Genomic DNA, 26,145 nt, shown 5'->3' on the forward strand with positions numbered 1-26,145 from the left:
GCACCGGCGCCGCGCCAGGCGCCGCCGTCGCAGAGTTCCGGCAAGCGCGGCGTGCCCGGCATCGAGGCGATCATCGCGGTCGCTTCCGGCAAGGGCGGCGTCGGCAAATCCACCACCGCCGTCAACATCGCGCTGGGTCTCGCCGCCAATGGCCTGAAGGTCGGCGTTCTCGATGCCGATATCTACGGGCCTTCGATGCCGAAGCTGCTCGGCATTCACGGCAAGCCGGAGACTGTCGACGGCAAGGTGCTGAAGCCGAAGGAAAATTACGGCCTCAAGGTGATGTCGATGGGCTTCCTCGTCGATGAGGAAACGCCGATGATCTGGCGCGGACCGATGGTGATGTCGGCGCTCACCCAGATGCTGCGCGAGGTCGAATGGGGCCCGCTCGACGTGCTGGTGGTCGACATGCCTCCCGGCACCGGCGACGCCCAGCTGACCATGGCTCAGCAGGTGCCGCTGGCCGGCGCGGTGATCGTTTCCACGCCGCAGGACCTTGCCTTGATTGACGCGCGCAAGGGGCTGAACATGTTCAAGAAGGTCGACGTGCCGTTGCTCGGCATCGTCGAGAACATGAGCTATTTCATCGCTCCCGACACCGGCAAACGTTACGACATCTTCGGCCATGGCGGGGCGCAGAGGGAAGCCGAGCGCCTGGGCGTGCCGTTCCTCGGCGCCGTGCCGCTGGAGATGGGCATTCGCGAGAGTTCCGACGCGGGCTCGCCAGTGGTTGCCGCCAAGCCTGATGGCGCGGAGGCCAAAATCTACAAAGACATCGCCGCCAAGACCTGGGCGCAGCTGCAGGCCGGGAAGGGTGCTGCTGAGACCGGCCCGAGCATCGTTTTCGAATAGGTTGAGCTGACAAGGGCGGCGTGTTTTCGGTGCGTCCTTCGAGGCTCGCCCGCTAGTGGTTGCGCATATTTTTCACGGGTTTTGCGGGCTCGCACCTCAGGACGAGGACCGCTGGCGCTTGCTCGCCAAATAGTCGAACAGTTCGAAACTTGAGCGGTGCTGCACAACCGCCCTCATCCTGAGGTGCGAGCCCGCAACGCATTGGAAAATATGCGCAACCACTAGCGGGCGAGCCTCGAAGGACGCACCACCGTCCGGCCGAGTTCAGCCGGCGGCCCCCACCTTCTTGCCGAAAGTGGAGAAGAATTCGCCGGCGAGCTTCTTCGAGGTCGAGGTGATCAGGCGGCTGCCCAATTGCGCGATCTTGCCGCCGACATCCGCCTTGGCGGCATATTTCAGCAGCGTCGCGCCGTCGCCATCGGCGGTCAGTGTCACGTCAGCGCCGCCCTTGGCGAAGCCGGCGATGCCGCCCTTGCCTTCTCCCTGGATGGTGTAGGAGTGCGGCGGCTTGAGGTTCTTCAGCGTCACCTCGCCGTTGAAGGTCGCCTTGATCGGTCCGATCTTCAGCACCACCGTGGCCGCCATGTCGGTGGGTGACTTCATCTCCAGGCTCTGGCAGCCGGGAATGCTCTCCTTGAGCACGACGGGGTCGTTGAGCGCCGCCCACACCTTCTCCACCGGGGCTGCAATGCGTTCCTCGCCTTCGATCACCAGAGCCATGCAATCCTCCCATTGAGGCAGCCAAAACTGCCCACTGGTCAAAGCCGTACCGTAGTGCATCAATGCTGTCCATCGCACCAAAGTCCGGGGCATGCCCCTTGCCCGAATGCGTACGATGACATATCCATTTGTCAGACAAATAGGGAGACAGCCATGGCAGGCGCGCCTAGCGATAAGAAGAAGTTCCGGTCGCAGGAATGGTTCGACAATCCTGATAATCCGGGCATGACCGCGCTCTATCTGGAGCGCTACCTGAACTATGGCCTCACCCGCGCCGAACTGCAGTCGGGCAAGCCGCTGATCGGTATCGCCCAGACAGGCTCGGACCTTTCGCCTTGCAACCGCCATCATCTCGAACTGGCCAAGCGCGTGCGCGAAGGCATCGTTGCGGCCGGTGGCATCCCGTTCGAATTCCCCTGCCATCCGATCCAGGAAACGGGCAAGCGCCCGACCGCTGCGCTCGACCGCAACCTCGCCTATCTCTCGCTGGTGGAAGTGCTCTACGGCTACCCGCTCGATGGCGTCGTGCTCACCATCGGCTGCGACAAGACCACGCCGGCCATGCTGATGGCCGCCGCGACCGTCAACATTCCGGCCATCGCGCTTTCCGTCGGGCCGATGCTGAATGGCTGGCACAAGGGCAAGCGCACCGGCTCCGGCACCATCGTGTGGGAATCGCGCCAGCGTCTGTCGGCAGGCGAGATCGATTATGATGAGTTCATGGAGATCGTGGCTTCCTCCGCCCCCTCGGTCGGCTACTGCAACACCATGGGCACAGCTACCACCATGAACAGCCTGGCCGAAGCGCTCGGCATGCAACTGCCCGGCTCGGCCGCCATTCCGGCGCCCTATCGCGAGCGTGGCCAGATCGCCTACGAAACCGGCAAGCGCATCGTCGATATGGTCCATGAAGATCTGAAACCGTCAGACATCATGACGCGCGAAGCCTTCGAGAACGCCATCGTCGTCAACTCCGCGATCGGCGGCTCGACCAACGCACCGATCCATTTGAATGCGATAGCCCGTCATCTCGGCGTCCGGCTGGACAATGACGACTGGCAGGCGATCGGCCACAAGATACCGCTGCTCGTCAATCTGCAGCCGGCCGGAGAATATCTGGGCGAGGACTACCATCATGCCGGCGGCGTTCCGGCCGTGGTGGCCGAGCTGATGAAGGCAGGGCTGCTGCCGCATCCGGGTGCTGTCACGGCCAACGGCAGGACCATGGGGGAGAATTGTGGCAAGGCCGAGAATCTCGACCCCAAGGTGATCTTGCCCGTGGCCGAACCGCTGAAGAAGGAAGCCGGCTTCATCAATCTCAAGGGCAACCTGTTCGACAGCGCCATCATGAAGACCAGCGTGATCTCGAAGGAATTCCGCGACCGCTATCTCTCCAACCCGGATGATCCCGAGGCCTTCGAAGGCAAGGCTGCGGTGTTCGACGGGCCGGAGGATTATCACGCCCGCATCGACGATCCTGCCGAAGGCATCGATGAATATACCATCCTCTTCATGCGTGGCGCCGGTCCGGTTGGTTATCCGGGCGGCGCCGAAGTGGTGAACATGCAGCCGCCTGCCTACCTCATCAAGAAGGGCGTGCATTCGTTGCCTTGCGTCGGCGATGGCCGCCAGTCGGGCACATCCGGCACGCCTTCTATCCTCAACGCTTCACCGGAAGCTGCCGCTGGTGGCGGCCTGGCGCTGTTGCAGAAGGGCGACCGCGTGCGCATCGACCTGCGCAAGGGCACCGCCGACATGCTGGTGCCGGAGGATGAGCTTGCTCGCCGTCGGGCCGCGCTCAACGGCAATGGCGGCTATCACTATCCACAGCACCAGACGCCGTGGCAGGAAATCCAGCGTTCGATGGTCGACCAGTTCTCGGAAGGGATGGTGCTGAAGCCGGCAGTCAAATACCAGGATGTCGCCCACACCGCAGGCATGCCGCGCGACAATCACTAGCTGCGGCATGATCATGTGCCGGGACTTCAGACGGTCCCGGTCACGGCTCTGAGCCGCACCTAGAGCGTTTCCGTTTTTCACGGAAACGCGGAAACGCTCTAACGGTTTGTTTTCGTCGCATTTTTGTAACGCCAAGTGCTCTAGTGGCGCTTGAAATATTGCACCTCGCGCTCGTGTTTCTCGGCCGCTTCCCTGGATTTGAAGGTGCCGAGGTTCCTGCGCTTGTGGGTCTTCGGGTCGACCTTGCGCGAGTAGAGCCGGTATTCACCGGACTTCAGCTTGCGGATCATGGAAACCTCCTTTCCGGTCAATAACCTTGCGCAGGTGCCGGAGGTTCCCGACAATCGCCGATGTCATATGGTCATAGTCGCGACGTCTGGCTTCCCGATTTAGCGGTGAAGACCGCCAATTGGGCATCGAAGGCGCGCTGGTAGGCAGGCCGTGCCTGGCCGCGGGCGACATAGGCTGAGAGGTTCGGATATTCCTCCACCAGGCCCGTTCCTTCCAATCTGCGCAGCACCATCACCATCATCAGGTCGCCGGCGCTGAATGCGCCGTCGAGCCAGTCGGCCTCGCCGAGCCGGTTCGAAAGCTGATCCAGCCGCACGCGGACCCGATCGTCCATCAGAGGCACGCGTTCCGCGTGCCAGGGCCTGTCGCCCTCCGCATAGGGAATCTGTTCGCGCTCGATGATCGGCGGCTCCATCGTGCTGAGTGCGGCAAACATCCAGGTGATTGCGCGCGCCCGGGCATTCTCATTCTTCGGCAGCAGGCCGGGATGGCGCTGCGCTATGTGGAAGATGATGGAGCCCGTTTCGAACAGTGCGAGGTCGCCTTCCTGATAGGTCGGGATCTGCCCGAAGGGATGAAGCGCGAGATGCGCGGGTTGCTTCAGTTCCTTGAACGACACGAGGCGGACCTCATAGGGCTGCCCCACCTCCTCGAGCGCCCAGCGAACGCGCATGTCGCGCGCCAGGCCCTGGCCTTCATCGGGTGATTGCTCAAAGGCTGTGATGGTAGGGATCATCAAAAGGTTCCTGTGATTGCAGGTTCCGGTCGGGAGGTACGCGCGATTGCGGCGATCTCTTTATGACCAGCTGTCCGTTCTTGCGTTGCATACCAAGGACGAACGAAGGGGGCTGTTTCCGACATTCCGCTCCATTTCAGACGCGATAGGGTGCCGGATGCCCTGGCGTTCGCAAGGGTTTCTAGTGAGGCATCGCTTGCGTGAGAGCTGCTTAGGTCGCGATGTCGTTGATCGCCGGCAGCGGCGCCGGCAGGCTGCTTTCCCCGAGGGCTCCGCGCAGCTCGATCTCGATATCCCGGCAGATCTGGGAGATGGGCACGTCGTTGGCGCCGCCTTCGAACGGGTTGGCGCTGCTCTCGCCGACCAGGTCGAGCGACATGTAGACCCATCCCAGGAGGGCACTGAACGGGATGGTGAGCCAGATCGCGACCGGCCCGAGCAGGCCGCCCAGCTTGCCCATGTCCGCAAAGACGGGAACGACGCCGAACGGCAGCAAGGTGCAGAAGATGATCATGAACATCGAGCTGATGATCGCGTATTGGCGCGGATAGGGGTTGTTCTTGATGCGGTCGCACCGCGCCTGCTGGTCGTGGAAGTCGCGCATGAGCTTGGTCAGCTCCGAATAAACCTGCGTCGGCACGGCGGAATTCTTGAGCAGCTTGTTGACCTGGGCCAACTGAATGTCGAGCAAGGCAATCGCCGGCTGGGCCGACTTCAGGACGGTTTCAGCGTCTGCGGCCAGCAGTGCTCGCAGTTCCTCGGCAACCGAGCTTTTGTCCTCCTGGATGTGATAGCGCCGCCGGCGGAATTCGATGTTAGCGGCACGCGCGAGGGACTCCCACGGCATCGGCCGCCGCAGCGAAAACCGTAGCGCCGTCAACCAGGCGAGATGACGATAGATCAGCTGTCTTGCCGTTGCGGCATCGGTGAAGTCCCTGCAGAAGCTGGACCACAGCCGGCTGCTTGCGGTGATTTGGGAAAACGCCTGCAGGGCCTCGTTGCTGCGGGTGAACACCTGCGAGTTCTTGAACCCGGTGACAAGCGAAACCGTGGTGCCGAGCACCAACACGACGGACCAGGGAACGGAGAACCCTGCTGTGCCGGGAAAACGGTAAAGCACGATCGCCAATGCGCTCACCGCGACCATGTAAATAACGCTGCGCCGCGACCAGAGCGCGAAATCCAGCAATCTGTAAGAGCGGCCTACATACATCGGGAATGCAATCCTCCGCCTACAAACGACACCAATAGGCAAGGCATATCATGAACCGCTGAGATTGCTTCGATTGCCGCAGCCGCAAGATCGCGTTCTGCACAACCGAAACGGCGGCTTTTAAGGACGAACGCCCTATTTCGCCGTGACGACGGCGTCGGGTTGCCCGTTGCCCGACAGGATTTGTGCGGTTCCGCGCAAGGCATTGCGGAACGAGTCGTCAAAGCCGAAGCCCCGCGACTGCCAGACATGGTTCCGGGTCCTGGAAATGAGCTGCCAGTCAGCAACCCAACCGAGCGCTTCCTCGCGCCAGACCATGGTGCCGATCAGGAGGAGGTCGCCGCCCAGCGCCCTGGCTCTCCTTGCAAGCCCTTTAGGCTCCGATTTCCGGGTTCGAATGGCCTCGGCCTCATTCTGTGCAGGCAACTGCAACGGCATGCCGGTCTGCTGGGCGGCCGCCAACAATGCTGCACGCATATCCGCGGCCAAAAGATTGTCGCTCTTGCTTGCCAGCATGAAACTGTCGCCCTTCATCGGTGCGACCTCGACCAGGGCGACCACCTTCGGTCGCGGCAACGGCCAGGGCTTGCGTCCGAGCGATGCCAGCAGAGCGTTGATCTTGTCCGGATCGAAGTTGGCAGTGAGATATTGCGGCCGGTCGTAGGTGCCCTGTTCGTCATGCGGCGGGCGATTGTTAAGCAAGTCGCGATAGCTGAACGTCTTGACATAGTCGGGAGCGTGTCGCGCCATTTCGGCGACGCGCGGATCGCCGATCAGGCGAGGGTCGCCGGAAACCTTGACCAATACGTCTTGCAGGCTAGGGGCCAGCGCGCGCCCGGTTCACTTCGCCGAAGCCGTTGGTCACCGACCGGCCACGATAGAGGCTGGCGCGGTCGACTTCCGCGGCTCCCGCGGAAACCGCAGCCACCAACATTGCCGCAACGATCCCGGGCTTCAAACCACCAAACATGCCAATTCTCCTGGTTTGACGGCGGCAGCTTAGAGCAATTCCAGGAAAAGTGTGTAACGGTTTTCCGTCCGGAACTGCGTAAAAACAAAGAGTTAGAGCGTTTCTGCGTTTCCGTGAAAAACGGAAACGCTCCAGAGACGACGGCAGACAATGCAAATTTGCAGGATGACGCCGGCGCCTGTTCGAACTTTTTCGCCGGGACTTTGTCGCGAATGGCCGAGTTCGATCGTCTTTAGGGGATGGCGTTCTTTAACGTCCAAACGCACGCGTGCCGTTTTGAGGAGAAGCCCATGAATTTCACCGACGACGAACTCCTGAATTTCGACGCGCATGGCGCCGCGCCGCTTCCCGCCGCGGTGACGGAGGGGTTCGTGGAAAACGACGGCGCTCGCATCTGGCACGCTGTCTATGGATCCGGTCCCGCCGTGATCCTATTGCATGGCGGGTTGGGCAATGCCGGCAATTGGGGCCACCAGGTCCCGGCGCTCGTCCAGGCGGGCAGGACAGTGGTCGTCATCGACAGTCGCGGGCATGGCCGCAGCACACGCGACGCCGGACCGTTCGGTTATGAGCGGATGGCGGACGACGTACTGGCCGTCATGGATCATCTTGGCCTCACGAAAGCGGCGCTGGTCGGCTGGAGCGATGGTGCCTGCACGGCGCTGATCCTGGCGGACAAGTATCCGCAGCGTGTGTCGGGCGTCTTCTTCTTCGCCTGCAACATGGATCCCAGCGGCACGCTGGAGTTCAAGCCGACGCCGCTGACCGATCGCTGCTTCAGCCGTCACAAGAAGGACTACGAGGCCATGTCGGCAACGCCCGACGACTTCTCGACATTGGTGGCGGATGTCGGTCGCATGATGCAGAGCGAGCCGAACTACACTGCCGGTCAGCTCAGAGGCATCCGGGTGCCGGTCGCTGTCGTCATCGGCGAACAGGACGAATTCATCCGGCAGGATCATGCCGATTACCTGGCGCTCAGCATCCCGGGCGCCGAACTCGCCGTGCTCCCCCGCATCGGCCATTTCGCGCCGTTGCAGCGTCCGGTTCAGTTCAACCGGGAAGTGCGCCGCTTCCTCGACCGGATAGGATGAATATCACGGGGTCAGACCTGGCGCTTGGGCAGCGCCACGATATTCGCGTCGATGATGAGGTTGCGCAGGTTGCTGGCCACGACTCGGTTACGCCCCTGCCGTTTCGCCTGGTAGAGGGCAGCATCGGCTGCCTCGAACAGCGAGCCGTCGTCGTCGGCGAAGGCGGGGCGGATGGTCGAGCAGCCGACGCTGACAGTTACGATCCCATATTCGCTGGCATCGTGTCGTATATTGAGGTCTCGCACCGCCGCACAGATGTCCTCGCCGATCTTCAGCGCCCCGGCTCCGTCGGTGCCAGGCAACATCGCGACGAACTCCTCGCCGCCGTAGCGCGCACAGAAATCATCCGGCCGTTTCAAGACCTTGCGGATCGCGGATGCCACCTCGCGCAGGCACTTGTCGCCCTTGGCGTGGCCATAGACGTCGTTATAGGCCTTGAAGAAATCGATATCGATGACATGCAGGGACAGGAAGTCGCTGTGCCGCGCGGCAAGACGCCATTTCAGGCGGCTCTGCTCATTGAGCTGGCGCCTGTTGGGCAATCCAGTGAGAACATCGACGGCGGCCATTTTTTCCAATTGCTGTTCGCGCAACACGCGGGCCGTCACCTCGCGTGTCGAGCCAACGATGTAGCGCGGCCCGTCCTTGGACGTGGCGGTCGACAGGCGCACGCGGTTTTCGAACCACAGTTCGTTGCCGCCGGCATCGAAGGCGCGGAAGAGATAGTCGACGTCCTCTTCGCCACGGCCCACCCGCTGCAAGGCGGCGTCGATGGTGCCGAGATCGTCCGGGTGTATGTGGTTGCGCCAGTCGAAATTGCTGAGCGCGCTCTCGGCGAGCCCGAGCACCTGTGCAGCCACCGGCGAAATGAAGACGATGCGCCCGTCGAGATCGCTGACGAAGGCCATGTCGCCGGATTGGCGGGCGACCATTTCGTAGATGTCGCGATCGGCTTGCGCCATGCGCTGCAACTGTTCGCGCTCGTGCAGAAGTGCCGCGATCATCACGACGACAATGAAGGTAAGCACCAGGAACACGCGGCAAAGCAGCAGTGCCTGATGCACATCGGCTCCCTTCTGCGCGCTCCCGGTCAAATGCAGATGGTCGATGGCATGAAAAGGACCCTGGCCCGCACCGGTCAAAAGCACCGCGATCGGCACCAGCAAGGCCATGGCCACTGAAAGCCCGATGAAGCCGACGCGAAACAGGATGATGATCAGTGGCGGCAGGATCAGGAACAGCGGCAACACCGATGACTGCGTGAAGATCAACGCAGCGAACGCGCCGAAGCCGGCGATCAGGGCGATTGCTTCCGGCAGTTTCCCGCTGCGGTAGAGATCGCGCCATTGCCGTGGACGCGCCCGCAGCACCGGCGGCGTCAGCACCAGATAGGCCAGCGCCACGTTGGAATAGACGTTCAACCAGTATTCCGTCGAACCGTAGCCTGGTGGTGGCATGCGTACGAGGGCAAATATGCTGGCGCTGATAAGCGGCAGCACCACCACTGTGACAAAACCGGCCGTTGCCCAGGCGCCGAGCTGGTCTGAACGGCCTTCGACCCAGTCACGATCGCGCGACAGGATGGCGGCACCGGCCGTGGCGGCGAGGATCGACGTTATGGTACTGACCAACGCAAAAAGGCTGGTCAGCTCGGAGAGTGAGCCGATCGCCAACGCCCGCACGATGATCAGCATCGGAAATGCAGTGATCAGATAGGCGGGCCACTGTCGGCGCGGCGTCAGCAGCAGGATCGCCAGCAACAAGGCATAGGTAAGCTGCAAGGCAACCATGCCCTGAATGCGAAACAGCGAATTCGAAAGGTAGTTGGCGAGGCCGAGCAGGGCGATCCAGAACACGAACCGTGCCGTGGTTCCTGTTCTTTGACTGGAGCCAAGTATTTGTAATTGCTGCATTAGCCGTGCGTGATCGAGTGCGCCTTGCCCGCCCCCTATCTAGCTTGCCGCCTTTAAGAATGAGATGCCAGCGGCAATTGCCTTTAAATCAAATTCGATGAATGCCCGATGACGCTTGAACACCGGCAAATGCCGGCCTTGAAGCAAACAAGCCGCATGGCACCGGAGATTTACTGTCCGGAAACGAAACTGTCGGGCGCTTGGCGGGCGCCGCCGCGCTTAAAGATAAGCCGTGATTTGAGGCGCCTCTAGCTGCCGATCGCGCTTGCCGTCTTCATAGATGACAGGCGCCGCCGCCAGTTCTTCTTCGGTGGCATCGTCCAGGCAGGCGACGTTCACGGCCCAGAAATTTCCACCCATGAAATCGAGATAACCGCGCGAGAAGGGATGCACGCCGCATTTCGGGCACATGTAGTGGTTGATGTCGCCTTCGGGCCAATTCGAGGGCGTGGGTTGGTAGTCGATCATCTCGGCCTTGCCGCTGGTGATCTCGACCGCTTCGTAGGCGGCGAAGGATTTCTTGTACCCGACCTTCAGGCAGAAGCTGCAATTGCAGCGGCGGATGCCGTCGTCGAAATCGAGTTCGGCGGAAAAGCGGATAGAGCCGCAATGGCAGCTGCCATGATAGGTCTTCCTCATCCTTTTCCCATCCTCTGTCCGACCAGCTTCGCAAGCATGCACATTGCGGGTGGCGATGATACCCGCCTTGCCATGCAACTGGCATCGTTGTGGCCAGTTCTTGCCACCGCAGCGCAGGGATCATATGCCGACAGTTTTACCCGGGTAATATTGACGTAAGCGGCAAAGCCGGGCATAGAGCTGCCGTTTCGACAATGGCAGTATTTTTTCGCTACAGTCACTGAAGCATTCCCGCTTCTTCCGGAAATGCTCCAACTCCTTGTTTTTTCGCAATTCCAGACGGAAACCCTTCACACTTCTCCTGGAATTGCTCTGGACGGCGGAATCAGGAACGACCGGCAATGAACGACAAGACTTCCCGCCGCCCGTGCGACCTCACCAACGGGCCGATCGCTTCCACGCTTCTGATTTTCGCGCTGCCGGTTCTCGGCTCCAATGTGCTGCAATCGCTGAACGGTTCGATCAACTCGGTCTGGGTCGGCCGCTTTCTCGGCGAAACGGCGCTGGCCGCGACGTCCAACGCCAATCTGGTGCTCTTCCTTCTGCTCGGGACCATGTTCGGCATCGGCATGGCGGCAACCATCCTGGTGGCACAGTCGGTGGGCGCCCGCGACATGGTCGAGGCAAGGCGCATCGTCGGCACCAGCGCGACGTTCTTCTTCCTGGTTTCCCTGGTCTTCGCCTTTGGCGGATGGCTGTTTGTCGACCAGATCCTTGGGCTGCTCGGCACGCCGGCCGACGTCATGCCGCTGGCGCGCGCCTACCTTGTCATCATCTTCGCGGCGGTGCCGGCGGCCAACCTCTTGTCTTTCGTGATGACCATCCTGCGGGGTGCAGGGGACTCCCGCACGCCCTTCTACTTCATGGCGCTCGCCGTGGTGCTCGACATCATTCTCAATCCGCTGCTCATCATCGGTTTCGGTCCGATACCGGGTTTCGGCATCGCTGGCTCCGCGCTCGCGACGCTGATCGGCCAGACGGTGAGCGTGGCAGCGATCCTGATCCTGCTCTACCGGCGCAAGCATCCGCTGCGTTTGGCCGGACCGGATCTCGCTTTGCTCAAGCCGGATCCCAGGCTGCTGCGCATCGTCGTCACCAAGGGCATCCCGATGGGCCTGCAGATGATCGTCATCTCGATGGCGGCGCTCGTGCTGATGGGCATGGTCAATGGCTACGGCTCGCAAGTGGCCGCCGCCTACGGCATCGCCGCGCAGCTCTGGACCTATATCCAGATGCCGGCGCTGGCGATCGGCGCCGCGGTGTCATCGATGGCGGCACAGAATGTCGGCGCCCGCCGCTGGGATCGGATCGGGCGGATCGCCGCTGCCGGCGTCGGCTTCAATCTCCTGCTCACCGGTACGCTGGTGTTGCTGCTCTATGTCTTCGACCGCGCGATGCTCGGTCTGTTCCTCGCAGCCGACGGTGCCGCGGTGGACATCGCCCAGCACATCAACAACCTGGCGTCATGGTCGTTCATCCTGTTCGGCGTCACCATCGTCCTGTTCGCCACCGTTCGCGCCACCGGCGCGGTTATGCCGCCATTGATCATTCTCATCATCTCGGTGCTGTTCATTCGCACCGGCTTTGCCTATGCGCTGCGCGATATGCTTGGCCAGGACGCGTTGTGGTGGAGCTTCCCGGCCGGCTCGATCGCCTCGCTGGTGCTGGCCGTCGCCTACTATCGTTTCGGCAAATGGCGCACCATGCATATGATCGAGGAGGAGCGGCCGGCGGCGGGCGAGCCGCCGGATACCGGCCTCGGCGTGCCGCGCGGGCGCGCTGCGCTGACGCCGCAGGGAGAGAGCTGAAGGGTGTTTGCTGGCGGCATATCGAATATCGGCATGCTCGCCGTTCTATTCTCAGGGGGAGATTGTGTCAGATGCCACTATTCTGGTCAGTGAGCCTGACTATCCTTGTTGCCGTGGTTTTGAACCTGAAGACGGCGGCGCTGATGGCATCGGTCGGCAACTGGGGCGAGGCGGTCGGCTCGATGTTTTTTGGCCCTATCGTCTTTTTCCTGATCGTGCAGGTCGTTCTTTTCCACGCGACGCGGCTTGTGCGCGGCAGTCAGGCAGTCGCGAAGTTCACCACGTCACGGCTGAATTATATCTCGGGGTTGATTACGCTGCTGGGCGTGTTGGGTGCTGCCGTGAATCCAGCGTAGCAGACTTCGAACTCTCGCCAAGAGAGGCAGGACGTATCGCATTGCGGGTGCTTGCCCTTCGATCCTGACCCGATAGGATCGCCGCCGAAACGGGGCGCCAGCGGCGAGGGTGGACGGTGACGGGGGAGAATGATGAAGCGGCATCGCGAGGATCGCGCATCGCCGAGGTGTTCCGCGTTTTTCTCCAGCTTGGCCTGACTTCCTTCGGCGGTCCGATCGCGCATCTCGGCTATTTTCGCGACGCCTTCGTGGTGCGCAGGAAGTGGATCGACGACGCCGGTTACGCCGATCTCGTCGCGCTGTGCCAGTTCCTCCCTGGCCCTGCCTCCAGTCAGGTCGGCTTTTCGCTCGGCGTGCTGCGCGGCGGCGGTCTCGTCGGCGGCCTCGCGGCCTGGGCCGGCTTTACGCTGCCGTCGGCATTGCTGCTGCTTGTCTTCGCGCTGGGTGCCGGCGCACTCGACAATCCTGTCGGCCAGGGCATCCTGCATGGGCTGAAACTGGTGGCGGTGGCCGTGGTGGCGCAGGCGTTATGGGGCATGGCGCGCACGCTGACGCCGGACCGCCAGCGCATCGCCATTGCGCTTGGTGCTCTCTTGCTTGCCACGCTTGTCGGCGGCTGGTTCGGCCAAGTCGGCGCCATAGCGGCCGGTGCGGTCGCCGGGCTCTTCCTGTGCCGGAGTGAAGCTGGCGAGCCGTCGTTTCACCCGGCTTTCCCGGTCAGCCGTCGGGCCGGCACTGCAGCGCTTGCCTTATTCTCCATCTTGCTCCTGCTCCCTCCGCTGTTGGTTGCCTGGACCGGCAACCATGCGCTGGCCTTCTTCGACGCTTTCTACCGGTCCGGGGCGCTGGTGTTCGGTGGCGGCCATGTCGTGCTGCCGCTGCTGGAAAACGCCGTTGCGGCGCCCGGCTGGGTGCCGGTGCAGGATTTCCTTGCCGGTTATGGCGCGGCACAGGCCGTGCCCGGCCCGCTTTTCACCTTCGCCGCCTATCTCGGCGCCGTGTCCGGTGTCGTGCCCAACGGTCTCCTCGGCGCTTCGCTGGCGCTTGTCGCCATCTTCCTGCCCGGGCTGTTGCTTGTCTATGGCGCGCTACCGTTCTGGGACAAGCTGCGCGGCCTGCCGAAGGCGCAGGCGGCAATGCGCGGCACCAATGCCGCCGTCGTCGGCATCCTTGCTGCCGCCTTCTATGATCCGGTATTGACCAGCGCCATCACCGGGCCGCTCGATGTCTTGCTCGGCCTGGGTGGCTTCCTGCTGCTGGTCTTCGCCAAGGCGCCGCCCTGGGTGGTGGTGCTTTTGCTGGCGGCGGCAGGAGCCGTGGCGTGACCCCTTTCGCCTATGGCAGAGGCAGGCACCAGATCGCGAACAGCGGCTGGTTCCCCGAGCGCATGGCGTGGATGATGTTGGCGGGATTGTGGATCAGGCCGCCGATGCCGGGCTCGATCCACGGGTCGTCATCCTGCCGCCAGTGCCCCTTCGACAAGGCGATGTAGACTTCTTCCGGTGGGTGCCGGTGGTTCGGATAATCCGTGTTCGGGCTCAGGATAGACGCGCCGATCTCGACCGTTTTGCTGGGTATCGCGCCGCCGTCCCCGACGATCGTCGCCTCGGCATAGTTTTCGGCAAGCGTGTCGGAGATGCGCCGCTCGGCGCGGCTGCTCCAGGCCAGAAGCGGCTCGATCTCCCGGAAGGATGCCGCCAGCTTGCGCAGTCCTGCATTTTCCAGATTGCGATAGCTGGTTTCCAGATGGATACAGGCTGGCCGTCGAGCTGGTTCTGTCGAGCCGGTTTCGGCCTCGCCACGCGGAATGGCCACCGCTACACGCTGCCAGCCAAGCGCCAGCGGCGTGTCGCCGGTTGCTTTCGGCCCGATCGCGGCAGTCAGATCATCGAGGAAGGTTGCCAGCTTTTCCCGGTTGGTTGCTGCCATATTGCCGCTCCGCCGTTACAGCCGCATTGTTCCACGATCGTGCGGACGGGGGCAATGCCTGCGGATGCCCACCTACCCACCCATGCCTGAGCGGGGCAGGTGGATGATACCGTCGAAGCGCTGGCGCAGGCGGTCGTCGATGGCGCGGGGCACGTGGCTCGGGAAACGTTCCGCCAGGATGCGCTTCTTCTCGGCGATGGCACGCTGCAGGATGTCGGGCTTGCCCTTTTCGTTCCATTCCTTCGGCGAGAAACGGTCGCCGATGGCCGGGTAGAAATATTCCGTCTGCATCAACTTCAGCGTCTGGTCGTTGCCGAGATAGTGGCCGGGACCGTTGAGGCAGACTTCAGTGATGGTGTCGATCGACAGGGCCTCGTCGCTGACCTCGATGCCGCGCACGCAGCGCAGGCACTGGCCGATCATGTCGTTGTCGATGATCAGGCTTTCCAGGCAGAAGCCGAGCAGGGAAGCGTGCATGCCCGCGGATTCGTAGACGAGGTTGAGGCCCGACAGGCCGGCCATCACGTCGGTGATGCCCTTTTCGAAACCCGACTGGATGTCGGGCAGTTTGGAATCGGCCATGCCGGCGGCCGAGCCGCCGGGCAGGTCGTAGAATTGCGCCATCTGCGCGCAGGCCGCGGTCAACAGCGCCTGCTCGGCAGAGCCGCCGGACATTGCGCCGGTGCGCAGGTCCGAGACGAAGGGCCAGGTGCCGAAAATAGCGGGATGGCCGGGTTTGATGGCATTGACGTACACCAGTCCCGCCAGCACTTCGGCCACCGCCTGCACCACTGCGCCTGCAATTGCGGCCGGTGCGGTCGCGCCGGCCTGGCCGGCGGAAAGCAGCAGGATCGGGATGCCGCCCTCGACACAGGCCTCCAGCACGCCGCAGGCATCTTCGGCGAATTTCATTGGCGGTACGACGAAACAGTTGGAGTTGGAGACGAAGGGCCGGGCACGGAAGTTCTCCTCCCCGCCGGCGATCGTATAGAGCATCTCCAGTGCAGGCTTCACATTCTCGCGCACCGTGAAGGAGGTGCCGACATGTTTGGAGGTTCCCATCACGCAGGCATAAAGCGTGTTGAAATCCATCTCGAGCGGATCGGGGATGTCACGCGGCACCATCGGTCGCTGGAAGAAGTGGATGTTGTCCAGGCCGTCGACGATGCGTGCAGCATCGTAGATGTCCTGCAGCAGGCTCTCGCGATATTCGCGCTTTTCGACATCGACCAGGTGCACGGCTGCACCGGCGGTGCCGTAATGGACGCGCTTGCCTTGGATCAACATGTCGTGCTTCGGGTCCTGGCCGTGCAGCGTGAAGTTGCGTGCCGCCTTGCGGATCGTGTCGAGCACCAGCGCCCGCGGGAAGCGGATGCGGCCGTCTTCGCTGTAGCTGGCGCCGACCGCCGTCAGTGCTTCGATGCAGGATGGAATGGCATTGGCGAAGCCGACGGTTTCCAAAAGCGTCAGCACCGCCTCATGGATGCGTTCGAGGTCGTTTTGGGCCAATGGGCCGTAGCGTCCACCCTCCAGGCCAGCCCTCACTGGCCTAATATCATCAGCCAGAGGTGCCGCGCGCATGGCGCGTCGCGCTTCGCGCCCGCCGGACCGGCGAGATCGGCCGTCGCCTTGCAAATCCTGCTTTTCCGCGGTCATAGACATGGAAAACCTCCACTTTTTGTCTTGAAGCTTTGCATGTGGTGGTTGGTCCACCATCAGCGCGCTTCTCCCCTTCTTTCGCCGAACTATGCCAATCGTGTTGGTACAGCATATGGGCCAGCGATTCCCGGAAGATGGACCAGGCAAAAGGCAAAAATGCGGTTCACGAGCGACGCGATTATGAGATCGGGAAGCGGCTTGCTTCCACGGTTCGCGCCTTTGTCAGGCCCTCGCAGGCAGGGTGTCGGGAACTGCTGAAGGTAGTGGACAGCGGCAGGTGAACGGCATTGCTCGACCGCTTGAGATCCGAGCGCGAGGGGCCGACTTTCGGCGATGAACGAGAAAGCGGCAGCGGCAATTTATAAACCCTCCCCCCGTTCAAGGGGGAGGGTTGATTGTTGCTTGGGAGGTGGATTTATGCCGCTGCCGGCCGTCGGCCTGCTGCGGTCGCGAGTTCGCGAATGCCGGGTTCGATATGTTGCAGCGAAATGGACGAGATGCCCAGTCGCATGAACCGAGACGGCTTGTCCGTGCGGTCGAAGAAGCGGTCGCCCGGCTCGATGATGACGCTGCGGCTGGCTGCCGCCGCAGCGAGATCGCGCGAGTCGGTGCCGCGCGGTCCTTCCAGCCACAACGAGGTGCCTCCGGCCGAGTCGGTGGCACGCCAATCCGGCAGGAAGGCCGAGATCGCGTTCACCAGCCGCTTGCGCCGCTCGTCGAACGCCGTCGAAAGACGACGCACCAGCGCCTCGTGGTGGCCAAGCGACAGGAAAAGGGCCACGGCGCGCTGGTTGTTGGCTGGCGGGTGGCGCAGCATGAAGCGGCGCAGCGCGCGCAGTTCGGCGATCAGGCCGGCCGAAGCAACGATGTAGCCGAGGCGCAGGCCCGGAGCCAGCGTCTTCGACATCGAGCCGACATAGACGACGCGGCCGGAGCGATCGATGCTCTTCAGCGCCTGCTGCGGCGCTTCGTCCAGCAACTGGCTGTCATAGCCGTCCTCGATGATGATGTGGTTGTTGCGGTTGGCGCGGGCCAGAAGATCCTGGCGACGCTCCTGCGACAACGGCACCATCGTTGGGCACTGGTGGCTCGGCGTCACGAAGACGAAGCCGGAATCGGACGGGATCGCCGAGGTGACGATGCCCGACTGATCGACCGGGATCGGCTGGATGTCGGCGCCGGCCAGTCTGAAGATCGAGCGGGCATCCGGGTAACCGGGGTCTTCCATCGCCACCTTCGAGCCCTTGGTCATCAAGAGCGTGGCCAGCATGTAGAGCGCGTTCTGGGCGCCAAGCGTCACGATGATCTCGTCCGGATTGGCGAAGATGCCGCGCCGCGGCAACAGCCGTGCCTGGATCTGTTCGATCAGCAGCGGGTCGTCGCGGTCGACCATGTCGGAGGCCCAGTTGCGGATCTCCAGCACGGCCAGCGCCATGCGGTTGCACTCGCGCCATTCCGCGGTCGGGAACAGCGCCGGATCGAACTGGCCGTATACGAACGGATATGACGACTTGATCCAGTTGTCGTGCTTGTTCGGCGGTGGCATGTCGCTGGCGGCGATCTGGCGCAGCTTCTTCCAGTCGATCTCATTGGCCTGTTCGGGTGCCTTCTGCGGCCGCGCCGGTGTGGCAAGGACCTCCGGATTCACGAAGTGGCCGCGCCGTTCGCGCGCCACCAGGAAGCCCTGGTCGACGAGTTGCTGGAAGGCGAGCACCACGGTGCCGCGCGCAACGCCGAGCTTCTCGGCAAGGATGCGGCAGGACGGGAGCGGCATGGACGCAGCGATTTGGCGGTCGAGGATGGCGGCCACGATCGCCTGGCGGATCTGTGCCTGCAGGGTCTGGCCGGATTCGGCCGAAATCCTGAAAAGGCCTGACCATATCGCTGTGTCGTTACGCTGTGGCATATTCGGGCGCTCCTCGTTGGTCAGTCTTTTTTGTTTTGTGGACCATTGGACTGTATGATTGGTACAAGGGGTTGCGCCAATCAATTTTTCTGATCGCTGGGATTTATGCCAGTGATCCTTCATTCCCGCCGGTGAACGACAAAAGGCAGAAATTTCCCGCTCTGGTCGGCGTGACGGAATGCGCCGTCGGTTCCATTTCGCGCGGACGCAAAATGTGCGCGGCACTCGGCTTGAACCGATTGAAACTCCGCTAGATAAGTTCGCTGCAAACCTGTCGTTTGCGCTACTCACTCTGCTAAAGTCTGAACCGACCCTGCCATAGTCTGGAGATCGCCGTGGACCGCACCGCCTTCGACAAACAGCTCGCTTCCCTGCGCGCCCATCGCGCCGCAACCCCGATGAACATGCGCGAGGCCTTCGCCGCCGATCCTGATCGTTTCGAGCGCTTCTCGGCGCTGGACGGCGACCTGCTGCTCGACTGGTCCAAATGCGCCGTCGACGACAGGACGATGGAATTGCTCGAGGGCCTGGCCAAGGCGACCGATCTCGAGGGCCGGCGCGCAGCGATGTTTTCCGGCGAGCACATCAACATCACCGAGGACCGCGCCGTCCTGCACACGGCGCTGCGCAACCTCGACGGCAAGGGGCTCACTGTCGACGGCCAGGACGTGCAGAAGGATGTCCGCTCGGTGCTCGATGCGATGAGCGCTTTTGCCGATGCCATCCGCTCCGGCAAGGCGACGGGCCATACCGGCAAGAAGATCACCGACATCGTCAACATCGGCATCGGCGGTTCCGATCTCGGCCCGGTGATGGCGACGCTGGCGCTCGCCCCTTACCACGACGGGCCGCGCACGCATTATGTCTCCAACATCGACGGCGCCCACATGCATGACACGCTGAAAGGCCTGTCGGCGGAAACCACGCTGTTCATCGTCGCGTCCAAGACCTTCACCACCGTCGAGACCATGACCAACGCCGAGACGGCGCGCAGATGGGTCGAGGCCAAGCTTGGCAAGGAAGCTGTGGGCAAGCATTTCGCAGCCGTTTCCACCGCGCTGGACCTGGTCGCCAAGTTCGGCATCGAGAAGGACCGCGTCTTCGGTTTCTGGGATTGGGTCGGCGGGCGCTACTCCGTCTGGGGCGCCATCGGCCTGCCGGTGATGATCGCCGTCGGTCCTGCAAACTTCCGCGCCTTCCTGGCCGGTGCGCACGAAATGGATGAGCATTTCCGGTCCGCGCCGCTGAACAAGAACCTGCCGGCGCTGCTCGGCCTAATCGGTTTCTGGCATCGCGTCGTCTGCGGCTATCCGGCCCGTGCCGTCATTCCTTACGACCAGCGCCTGTCGCGCCTGCCGGCCTATCTCCAGCAGCTCGACATGGAATCGAACGGCAAGAGCGTCATGCTGGACAGTAGCAAGGCCGTGACGCCGACCGGTCCTCTGGTATGGGGCGAGCCCGGTACCAACGGCCAGCACGCCTTCTTCCAGCTGCTGCACCAGGGCACCGACATCATTCCGGTCGAGTTCATAGCCGCTGCCGTCGGCCATGAGCCGGATCTCAAGCATCATCATGATCTGCTGCTCGCCAATGTGGTGGCGCAGTCTGAAGCCCTCATGAAGGGCCGCACGCTGGAGGAAGCGCGCACACAGATGCTGGCCAAGGGCATGAAACCTGAACAGGTCGACAGGATAGCGCCGCATCGCGTCTTTTCCGGCAACCGGCCCTCGCTCACCATCCTCTATCGCAAGCTCGACCCGCGCACCTTCGGCCGGCTGATCGCGATCTATGAGCACCGCGTCTTCGTCGAAGGCACGCTCTACGACATCAATTCCTTCGACCAATGGGGGGTCGAACTCGGCAAGGAACTCGCCACCAGCCTGTTGCCTGTCGTTGAGGGCAAGGAGAATGCCGCCAAGAGAGATGCCTCGACAGCCGGGCTGATAGGACATATTCACCGGCTAAACGAATAGGAGTACGGGGATTTGGCGGGCATCAAGGGCATTCTTTTCGACAAGGATGGCACACTGATCGATTTCCACGCCACCTGGGGCGGCGTGGCCGATCGCATGGCACTGGAAGCGGCGAACGGCGATCGCGCCAGGGCCGACGTGCTCCTGGCCAAGGCCGGCTATGATTTCCAGACGAAGGGCTTCAAGCCGGACTCCATCTTCGCTGCCGGCACAAATGCCGACATCATCGCGCTGTGGTTCCCCGAATTGTCCGCTGTCGAGCAGCGCGATGCGCTGGATCACTTCAACGAGATCAGCACCGAACAGGGCTCCGCGCTCGCCGTGCCGTTGCCCGGCATTGCCGAGTCGCTCGCCGCGCTTCATGCCAAATCCTACCGCCTGGGCGTCGCCACCAACGATTCCACCGCCGGCTGCGAGCGCACGCTGTCGGCCATCGGCATGGCGCAGCTGTTCGACGCCGCCTATGGCTACGATGCGGTCGCCAACCCGAAACCAGCGCCCGATGCGGTGATCGCCTTCTGCGACCTCACCGGCCTGAAGCCGTCCGAAATCGCCATGGTCGGTGACAACCGTCACGATCTCGACATGGCCCGCGCCGGCGGCTGTGGTCTGGCGATCGGCGTACTGTCGGGCACCGGCACGCGCGAGTCGCTCGCGCCGCTGGCCGATGTGGTGCTGGCCTCCGTCGCGGATTTGCCGGCGTTTCTGGCTGGGCGAGGGTAAGCGCCCCCCTACTTTCGCGCGGAGTCGAAGAGTGGGCTTGCTTTAAACAGACAGCAGGTCGCGGAGCGCTTCACCGACCGCGGTTGCCGATTGCGGATTCTGCCCGGTAATGAGCCTGCCGTCGACAACGACCTTTTTCGTCCAGTCCTGCGCTGGATGATGGATCGCGCCACGCTTGACGAGTGTGGTTGCCAGAAGAAAGGGAACCGTCTTGTCGAGGCCAACGGCCCGTTCCTCGGAATCCGTGAAGGCGCTCACGTTGCGGCCCGCGACCAGATAGCTGCCGTCGCTGAGCTTGACGTTCACCAGAGCTGCCGGGCCGTGACACACGGCAGCGACAACGCCCCCGGCTTCGAAAATCTCGCGTGTCGTCCGATCGACATCGGCACTCGTCGGCATGTCCCATATCGCTCCATGCCCTCCGGCAAAGAAAATCGCCGAGTACCGGGACGTGTCGACGTCGGCCAGCTTCGCGGTGTTCTTTATCGCGCGCCTGAAATTTTCGTCGTTCCAGTATCGGGCATTGGTCGCGTCCTCCAGGTCGAAGCCGTCCACCGGCGGCTCGCCGCCCTGGATCGACGCGAATTCAACTGGGATTCCGGCGGCGTCCATCACGGCCAGGGGGTGGGTCACTTCGCCGAGAAAGAAGCCCGTCGGTTGACCGGTGTCGCCTTTGATGCCGTGACTCGTGAGGACGAATAGAACCGGCTTGCGTGTCGAAGGATTGGCATCTGTCATCTCTGTCTCCTGCCTTGTGAGGAATGTCGTGGCTGCTTGGCCAAACATTTATTGTTGTGCCAAATGGCGATAAATGGGTCACAGTGGAAAAGATCTGTTCCCTGGAGGCTCGAATGGCGCGTCGTTTTGATCATCTGGGGGACGTGGAAGCCTTCGTGACGGTTGTCGAAAAGGGGTCGTTCACGTCGGGGGCGGTCGCACTCTCCACGACAGCATCGGTTCTCAGTCGAGCGATCACACGCCTCGAAGTCCGGCTGGGCACCCAGCTCCTTCGTCGTACCACACGGCAACTCAACCTGACCGAGGCAGGCCGCGACTATCTGGAGCAAGCCCGCGCGGCTTTCTCTCTGATTGACGACGCCGAACGCGCGATAGGGGGTCGGGAGGGGGCGTTGACTGGACGTGTCCGTCTCAGCGTCTCCACCACCTACGGACATTTTCGTCTGCCCGAAAAGCTGGCGCGTTTTGCGGCGGCTCATCCACATGTGAAGGTCGAGGTGAATATAGCCAATCGTAATGTCGATCTCATCGCCGAGGGCTATGACATCGCCATCCGAGGCGGTGAGCTTCCCGACAGCGGGCTGATCGGCCGCAAGCTCGAAGAAGCAACGCTGCAACTTGTCGCGGCGCCGAGTTATTTGGAACGCAAGGGCATGCCGCAAGATATCCATGAGCTGACACGGCATGTCTGTCTGCCATTCATCATGCCGAGCACGGGCAAGCCTGCACCTTGGCTGTTTTCTGTCGAAGGCAAGAATCTGGATTGGGTACCGGAAGGAGATATCCAGGTCTTCGACGACATTCTCGGCGTCGTCTCTCTGGCGGAAGCCGGCGCGGGAATCTGCCAAGCCTACGATTTTGTTGTGCGCGATCGCCTCGAACGCGGCAAGCTGGTCAGGGTGATGCCGCAAGTTGCAGGGCGCTCGCGCGCCTTTTCCCTACTCTATGCCCCCCATCGCAGCCTTCCGGCCGCGGTCCGAACGCTGATCGATTTCCTGGTTACATGATTTTTTCGGTTTCTATGTCTAGACCTTTGCCGAGACCGCGCGGCATGTGCCGCGCGACGAAGCGGAGCGCTTGAGTGACTACAGGATCAACGGCTGGCACCTGGAATAGTGCCACTATCCCTTTCCCTCTGGGAAGGAGATCTTGGCGTCCAACCAGTCACTCGCACCTCGTTTGACACAGCTTTCACATTCCTCTGGCTTGATGGCCGCGGATCGGAGATTGTCTGCGTCTCGGTTGCGTCGGCTGATGCCGGCGGGCAGGGCGATCGGGCAGGCCAATGTAAGCAGCAGGATAGAAATATGCAGATCGGAATGATGGGACTGGGCAGGATGGGCGCCAACATGGTCAGGCGCCTGCAGCGCGACGGCCATGAATGCGTCGTCTACGATATCAACCCGGCCAGTGTCGAAGCCCTGGTCAAGGAAGGGGCGATCGGCTCCGGTTCTCTGGAAGAGTTCATCGGCAAGCTGGCCAAGCCGCGCGCCGTCTGGCTGATGCTGCCGGCTGCCATCACCGGCAAGGTCGCCGACCAGGTCGCAGCGCTTCTGGACAAGGGCGACATCATCATCGACGGCGGCAATTCCAACTATCGCGATGCGGTCGATCTCGCCGCCAGATATGCCGAAAAGGGCCTGGCCTTCGTCGATGTCGGCACCAGCGGCGGTGTCTGGGGCCTGGAGCGCGGCTACTGCCTGATGATCGGCGGTCCGGATGCTGCGGTGAAGCATCTCGACCCGATCTTCGCTTCGCTGGCGCCGGGCGCCGACCAAGGGGCTACGCCCGACAAGGCCGCCGGCACCGCGCCCTTCGGTTATCTGCACTGCGGCCCGAGCGGCGCCGGCCATTTCGTCAAGATGGTGCACAACGGCATCGAATACGGCGTCATGGCCGCCTATGCCGAGGGCGTGAACATCCTCAAGGCAGCCAGTTCCGGCAAGGCCAAGCGCAGCGCCGATGCCGAGACGACACCGTTGTCCGAACCGCAATATTATCAGTTCGACATCGACCTGCCGGCAGTGACCGAAGTGTGGCGGCATGGGTCGGTCATCGGCTCCTGGCTGCTCGATCTCACAGCGGGTGCGCTGAAGGCAGATCCGGCGCTGGCGCAGTTCGGCGGCCGGGTTTCGGATTCCGGCGAAGGCCGCTGGACGTTGAAGGCCGCCATCGACACCGGCGTGCCGGCACCGGTGCTTTCCGCGGCCCTTTTCGACCGCTTCTCCTCGCAGGGCGAGTCGGCCTTTGCCGACAAGCTTCTGTCCGCCATGCGCTATGCCTTCGGCGGCCATCTCGAAAAGCCGAAGGCGTAAGGGGCACAATCATGGCAGTAGCGGCTGAAACCCGATCGGACGTGCTTGTGCTCTTCGGGGCCACCGGCGACCTGGCGCACAAGAAGATCTTCCCGGCGCTCTATTCGATGGTGGAACGCAACCATCTGAAGGAGCCGATCATCGGCATCGCCTATGACGACTGGACGGTGGAGAAGCTTGCCGAACGCGCGCATGACGGCATAAAGGCGGCACTCGGCAAGGTGGATGAGAAGGTGTTCGCCAGGCTGGTCGGGCTGCTGCGCTATGTCAGCGGCGATTACCGCAATCAGGAAACCTTCGACAAATTGAAGGAAGAGCTGAACGGCTTCCGGCATCCGCTCTATTACCTTGCCGTGCCGCCCTCGATGTTCGAGCCGGTGGTGCAGGGGTTGGAGCAGTCGGGCGGTGCGACCGGCGCCAGACTGATGGTGGAAAAGCCGTTCGGACGCGACCTGCAGTCGGCGCGTTGGCTGAACCGGGTCCTGCACATCGTCTTCGACGAGAATTCGATCTTCCGCATCGACCATTATCTCGGCAAGGAAGCGATCCAGAACCTGCTCTATTTCCGTTTCGCCAACTCCTTCCTGGAGCCGATCTGGAACCGCAACTATGTCGAGAGCGTCCAGATCACCATGGCCGAGAATTTCGGCGTGCAGGGGCGCGGCAAGTTCTATGACGAGGTCGGCTGCATCCGCGACGTCATCGAGAACCATCTGCTCAACATCATGCTGCTTCTGGCCATGGAGCCGCCTTCCGGCCGCTCGGCCGAGGACCTGATCGACGAGAAGGTGCAGGTGCTGAAGGCCGTTCGTACGTTGACCAAGGACGATGTGGTGCGCGGCCAGTTTGCCGGCTATCTGAAGGAGCCGGGCGTCGCGCCGGGCTCGACCGTCGAGACTTTTGCCGCCGTGCGCTTCTTCGTCGACACCTGGCGCTGGCAGGATGTGCCTTTCTTCATCCGCGCCGGCAAGAACCTGCCGGTGCGGGCCACCGAGGTTGTGGTCAGGCTGAAGCGGCCGCCGCTCGATGTCTTCGACACGATCGCGCCGGGCGAGGCAAATTATGTGCGTTTCCGCATCAACCCGGAAATCTCCATCAGCATCGGCGCGCGCCGCAAGCAGGCCGGCGACGCGATGATCGGCGAACAGGTCGAGCTTTCGGCCGTCGACGATTCAGCGGGTGACATGGAGCCGTATGAGCGCCTGATCGGCGATGCCATGAACGGCGACGTGCGCCTGTTCACGCGGCAGGATGCGTCTGAAGCAGCCTGGCGCATCGTTGGTCCGATACTCGACGACAAGAGCCAGCCTGCGATCTATGAGCCGGGTACCTGGGGCCCGACCGAAGCCATGGCCAAGTTCGGGCCGCCGAACGGCTGGATCGACCCGGCCAAATAGACCCTGAAAACAACACTGCAGCACAGAAAAAGACCGGGACGCCTGGCGTCCCGGCCGAAGCAGAGGCTTAAGAGCCTCTCGGGAGGGAAGAACACATCCAGTGCTACGGGAGGAATCACCGGATGATTTTTTTAGCTTGCAGCAAGAATCTTGTGCACGCGAAGCATGAGATTCTGTTTTTTGGGCAATCCACGCAAAAATAGGTGCCATCTTTCCGGGCAATCGCAGGTGGCGTAGAAGTCTGTTCTGCCGCCAGGGTTGAATTAGCTATTCTGCATGAAAGTGAAGACCATCGCTGGGGTGGCCACGCCGGCCGCTGCGCCGAAGTCGGTCACTGGGTATTCGGCGATCGCTGCCAGCCGCTCGCGAGGCAGATAGGCGCGGCCCGGATCGCCGACCAGGATCGTGATGCCGGTGGCAAGACAGCGATCCATGAATGCCGTGACCCGTCTGGCGAGCCGACGTTCGTAGAACAGGTCGCCGACCAGCAGCAGGTCGATGTGAGGCGGCTCTCCAGTTGTAAGATCTGCCAGCACAGGCTCTACCGCCACGTCGTTCAATTCCGCGTTGAGACGCAGCGCGGCGATCGCATGCGGATCGATGTCTGTGCCTATCACCTTTGCGGCGCCGGCCTTCGCGGCGGCGATGGCGACAAGACCGGAGCCGGAGCCGAGATCGAGCACGGTCCGCCCTCGTACCGTTTCCGGATGGTCGAGCAGATGGCGTGCCAGCACCGCGCCGCCAGCCCATTGATAGGCCCAGTAGGGGGAGAGCTTGCTCCGCTGCTCAACGACGCGGCGCAGATTGCTGCCCGGCCGCGCTCCATGCAGCCGGATCTCCGGAATGCCCGGGACAGGTGCGACCGGCAGGTTGGTGGCTATGAAGGCTGTGACATCATCCATCGCCACGGCAGCTTGGTACGGATCGGATATCGGCACGCTCATGCGAGCTAAC

24 protein-coding genes are annotated in these 26,145 nt (G+C 62.5%); 11 read left to right on the forward strand and 13 right to left on the reverse strand.

Annotated elements, in window-relative coordinates:
• The coding region (locus tag L4923_RS21915; RefSeq protein ID WP_239369100.1) for an Mrp/NBP35 family ATP-binding protein at window positions 1-852 on the forward strand (852 nt) is incomplete at its 5' end.
• 264 nt (window positions 853-1,116) lie between these two features.
• Here the strand turns inward: L4923_RS21915 and L4923_RS21920 are convergent.
• Window positions 1,117-1,572, reverse strand: coding sequence for an SRPBCC family protein (locus L4923_RS21920; RefSeq protein ID WP_239369102.1), 456 nt, complete (start codon window positions 1,570-1,572; stop codon window positions 1,117-1,119).
• 153 nt (window positions 1,573-1,725) lie between these two features.
• On the opposite strand from L4923_RS21920, the gene L4923_RS21925 reads away from it, so the two are divergent.
• The gene (locus L4923_RS21925) at window positions 1,726-3,531 is read left to right on the forward strand and encodes an IlvD/Edd family dehydratase (RefSeq protein ID WP_239369104.1); all 1,806 of its coding nucleotides are present in this window, start codon (window positions 1,726-1,728) and stop codon (window positions 3,529-3,531) included.
• A 140-nt stretch (window positions 3,532-3,671) separates the two neighbouring features.
• On the opposite strand, the gene L4923_RS21930 is transcribed toward L4923_RS21925, so the two are convergent.
• The 5 genes from L4923_RS21930 to L4923_RS21950 all read right to left on the reverse strand — a co-directional run bounded on the left by L4923_RS21930 (window position 3,672) and on the right by L4923_RS21950 (window position 6,741).
• Window positions 3,672-3,821: a hypothetical protein gene (locus L4923_RS21930; RefSeq protein ID WP_239369110.1), complete on the reverse strand. Its 150-nt coding sequence runs from the start codon at window positions 3,819-3,821 to the stop codon at window positions 3,672-3,674.
• A gap of 71 nt (window positions 3,822-3,892) precedes the next feature.
• The gene (locus L4923_RS21935; protein WP_239369112.1) at window positions 3,893-4,558 is read right to left on the reverse strand and encodes a glutathione S-transferase family protein; all 666 of its coding nucleotides are present in this window, start codon (window positions 4,556-4,558) and stop codon (window positions 3,893-3,895) included.
• Window positions 4,559-4,769: 211 nt separating this feature from the next.
• Window positions 4,770-5,747 (reverse strand): bestrophin family protein, encoded by a 978-nt coding sequence (locus L4923_RS21940; RefSeq protein WP_239369114.1) that lies wholly within the window; start codon window positions 5,745-5,747, stop codon window positions 4,770-4,772.
• Between the two features lie 159 nt (window positions 5,748-5,906).
• Complete coding sequence (locus L4923_RS21945) at window positions 5,907-6,575, reverse strand: DUF2066 domain-containing protein (RefSeq protein WP_239369116.1); 669 nt, start codon at window positions 6,573-6,575, stop codon at window positions 5,907-5,909.
• 13 nt (window positions 6,576-6,588) lie between these two features.
• On the reverse strand, window positions 6,589-6,741 hold the full coding sequence (locus L4923_RS21950) for a hypothetical protein (protein WP_239369118.1): 153 nt from the start codon (window positions 6,739-6,741) through the stop codon (window positions 6,589-6,591).
• A 290-nt stretch (window positions 6,742-7,031) separates the two neighbouring features.
• Here L4923_RS21950 and L4923_RS21955 point away from each other — a divergent pair, with 290 nt between their 5' ends.
• Entirely contained in the window at window positions 7,032-7,835 is an 804-nt protein-coding gene (locus L4923_RS21955; protein WP_239369120.1) for an alpha/beta fold hydrolase, read from the forward strand.
• An 11-nt stretch (window positions 7,836-7,846) separates the two neighbouring features.
• On the opposite strand, the gene L4923_RS21960 is transcribed toward L4923_RS21955, so the two are convergent.
• Complete coding sequence (locus tag L4923_RS21960; protein ID WP_239369122.1) at window positions 7,847-9,691, reverse strand: sensor domain-containing diguanylate cyclase; 1,845 nt, start codon at window positions 9,689-9,691, stop codon at window positions 7,847-7,849.
• A gap of 276 nt (window positions 9,692-9,967) precedes the next feature.
• Complete coding sequence (locus L4923_RS21965; RefSeq protein WP_239369124.1) at window positions 9,968-10,387, reverse strand: GFA family protein; 420 nt, start codon at window positions 10,385-10,387, stop codon at window positions 9,968-9,970.
• A 341-nt stretch (window positions 10,388-10,728) separates the two neighbouring features.
• Here L4923_RS21965 and L4923_RS21970 point away from each other — a divergent pair, with 341 nt between their 5' ends.
• From L4923_RS21970 to chrA, 3 genes are all read left to right on the forward strand, one after another.
• Window positions 10,729-12,195, forward strand: coding sequence for an MATE family efflux transporter (locus tag L4923_RS21970; protein WP_239369126.1), 1,467 nt, complete (start codon window positions 10,729-10,731; stop codon window positions 12,193-12,195).
• 71 nt (window positions 12,196-12,266) lie between these two features.
• Window positions 12,267-12,551 (forward strand): hypothetical protein, encoded by a 285-nt coding sequence (locus L4923_RS21975; protein WP_239369128.1) that lies wholly within the window; start codon window positions 12,267-12,269, stop codon window positions 12,549-12,551.
• Between the two features lie 116 nt (window positions 12,552-12,667).
• Window positions 12,668-13,876, forward strand: a complete 1,209-nt coding sequence (chrA, locus tag L4923_RS21980; protein WP_239369130.1) for a chromate efflux transporter — start codon at window positions 12,668-12,670, stop codon at window positions 13,874-13,876.
• 10 nt (window positions 13,877-13,886) lie between these two features.
• Here the strand turns inward: chrA and L4923_RS21985 are convergent, their stop codons facing one another.
• From L4923_RS21985 to pdxR, 3 genes are all read right to left on the reverse strand, one after another.
• Complete coding sequence (locus L4923_RS21985) at window positions 13,887-14,480, reverse strand: dimethylsulfonioproprionate lyase family protein (protein ID WP_239369132.1); 594 nt, start codon at window positions 14,478-14,480, stop codon at window positions 13,887-13,889.
• Window positions 14,481-14,552: 72 nt separating this feature from the next.
• A complete protein-coding gene (locus L4923_RS21990; protein ID WP_239369134.1) occupies window positions 14,553-16,142 on the reverse strand; it encodes a trimethylamine methyltransferase family protein in 1,590 nt (529 codons plus the stop codon).
• A gap of 412 nt (window positions 16,143-16,554) precedes the next feature.
• Window positions 16,555-18,045: a MocR-like pyridoxine biosynthesis transcription factor PdxR gene (gene pdxR / locus L4923_RS21995; protein ID WP_239369136.1), complete on the reverse strand. Its 1,491-nt coding sequence runs from the start codon at window positions 18,043-18,045 to the stop codon at window positions 16,555-16,557.
• 335 nt (window positions 18,046-18,380) lie between these two features.
• Here pdxR and pgi point away from each other — a divergent pair, with 335 nt between their 5' ends.
• The gene (pgi, locus tag L4923_RS22000) at window positions 18,381-20,018 is read left to right on the forward strand and encodes a glucose-6-phosphate isomerase (protein WP_239369138.1); all 1,638 of its coding nucleotides are present in this window, start codon (window positions 18,381-18,383) and stop codon (window positions 20,016-20,018) included.
• A 12-nt stretch (window positions 20,019-20,030) separates the two neighbouring features.
• Window positions 20,031-20,741 (forward strand): HAD family hydrolase, encoded by a 711-nt coding sequence (locus L4923_RS22005; RefSeq protein ID WP_239369140.1) that lies wholly within the window; start codon window positions 20,031-20,033, stop codon window positions 20,739-20,741.
• 42 nt (window positions 20,742-20,783) lie between these two features.
• Here the strand turns inward: L4923_RS22005 and L4923_RS22010 are convergent, their stop codons facing one another.
• Window positions 20,784-21,479: a type 1 glutamine amidotransferase domain-containing protein gene (locus L4923_RS22010; RefSeq protein WP_239369142.1), complete on the reverse strand. Its 696-nt coding sequence runs from the start codon at window positions 21,477-21,479 to the stop codon at window positions 20,784-20,786.
• A 113-nt stretch (window positions 21,480-21,592) separates the two neighbouring features.
• Here L4923_RS22010 and L4923_RS22015 point away from each other — a divergent pair, with 113 nt between their 5' ends.
• The 3 genes from L4923_RS22015 to zwf all read left to right on the forward strand — a co-directional run bounded on the left by L4923_RS22015 (window position 21,593) and on the right by zwf (window position 25,191).
• Window positions 21,593-22,486, forward strand: coding sequence for a LysR family transcriptional regulator (locus tag L4923_RS22015; protein ID WP_239369144.1), 894 nt, complete (start codon window positions 21,593-21,595; stop codon window positions 22,484-22,486).
• A 300-nt stretch (window positions 22,487-22,786) separates the two neighbouring features.
• Complete coding sequence (gene gnd / locus L4923_RS22020; protein ID WP_239369146.1) at window positions 22,787-23,794, forward strand: phosphogluconate dehydrogenase (NAD(+)-dependent, decarboxylating); 1,008 nt, start codon at window positions 22,787-22,789, stop codon at window positions 23,792-23,794.
• Between the two features lie 11 nt (window positions 23,795-23,805).
• Entirely contained in the window at window positions 23,806-25,191 is a 1,386-nt protein-coding gene (gene zwf / locus L4923_RS22025; RefSeq protein WP_239369148.1) for a glucose-6-phosphate dehydrogenase, read from the forward strand.
• A 263-nt stretch (window positions 25,192-25,454) separates the two neighbouring features.
• Here the strand turns inward: zwf and L4923_RS22030 are convergent, their stop codons facing one another.
• Window positions 25,455-26,135: a class I SAM-dependent methyltransferase gene (locus L4923_RS22030; protein ID WP_239369150.1), complete on the reverse strand. Its 681-nt coding sequence runs from the start codon at window positions 26,133-26,135 to the stop codon at window positions 25,455-25,457.
• Window positions 26,136-26,145 lie beyond the last annotated feature (10 nt).

Origin of the sequence: Terribium retamae (assembly GCF_022347545.1) — a bacterium.
GTDB lineage: Bacteria > Pseudomonadota > Alphaproteobacteria > Rhizobiales > Rhizobiaceae > Mesorhizobium > Mesorhizobium retamae.

Coding starts and splice junctions, on each gene's coding strand:
- L4923_RS21920 (WP_239369102.1), bottom strand. CDS start 1,572: ATGGCTCTGGTGATCGAAGGCGAGGAACGCATTGCAGCCCCGGTGGAG.
- L4923_RS21925 (WP_239369104.1), top strand. CDS start 1,726: ATGGCAGGCGCGCCTAGCGATAAGAAGAAGTTCCGGTCGCAGGAATGG.
- L4923_RS21930 (WP_239369110.1), bottom strand. CDS start 3,821: ATGATCCGCAAGCTGAAGTCCGGTGAATACCGGCTCTACTCGCGCAAG.
- L4923_RS21935 (WP_239369112.1), bottom strand. CDS start 4,558: ATGATCCCTACCATCACAGCCTTTGAGCAATCACCCGATGAAGGCCAG.
- L4923_RS21950 (WP_239369118.1), bottom strand. CDS start 6,741: ATGTTTGGTGGTTTGAAGCCCGGGATCGTTGCGGCAATGTTGGTGGCT.
- L4923_RS21955 (WP_239369120.1), top strand. CDS start 7,032: ATGAATTTCACCGACGACGAACTCCTGAATTTCGACGCGCATGGCGCC.
- L4923_RS21965 (WP_239369124.1), bottom strand. CDS start 10,387: ATGAGGAAGACCTATCATGGCAGCTGCCATTGCGGCTCTATCCGCTTT.
- L4923_RS21970 (WP_239369126.1), top strand. CDS start 10,729: ATGAACGACAAGACTTCCCGCCGCCCGTGCGACCTCACCAACGGGCCG.
- L4923_RS21975 (WP_239369128.1), top strand. CDS start 12,267: ATGCCACTATTCTGGTCAGTGAGCCTGACTATCCTTGTTGCCGTGGTT.
- L4923_RS21985 (WP_239369132.1), bottom strand. CDS start 14,480: ATGGCAGCAACCAACCGGGAAAAGCTGGCAACCTTCCTCGATGATCTG.
- L4923_RS21990 (WP_239369134.1), bottom strand. CDS start 16,142: ATGTCTATGACCGCGGAAAAGCAGGATTTGCAAGGCGACGGCCGATCT.
- pdxR (WP_239369136.1), bottom strand. CDS start 18,045: ATGCCACAGCGTAACGACACAGCGATATGGTCAGGCCTTTTCAGGATT.
- L4923_RS22010 (WP_239369142.1), bottom strand. CDS start 21,479: ATGACAGATGCCAATCCTTCGACACGCAAGCCGGTTCTATTCGTCCTC.
- L4923_RS22015 (WP_239369144.1), top strand. CDS start 21,593: ATGGCGCGTCGTTTTGATCATCTGGGGGACGTGGAAGCCTTCGTGACG.
- gnd (WP_239369146.1), top strand. CDS start 22,787: ATGCAGATCGGAATGATGGGACTGGGCAGGATGGGCGCCAACATGGTC.
- zwf (WP_239369148.1), top strand. CDS start 23,806: ATGGCAGTAGCGGCTGAAACCCGATCGGACGTGCTTGTGCTCTTCGGG.
- L4923_RS22030 (WP_239369150.1), bottom strand. CDS start 26,135: ATGAGCGTGCCGATATCCGATCCGTACCAAGCTGCCGTGGCGATGGAT.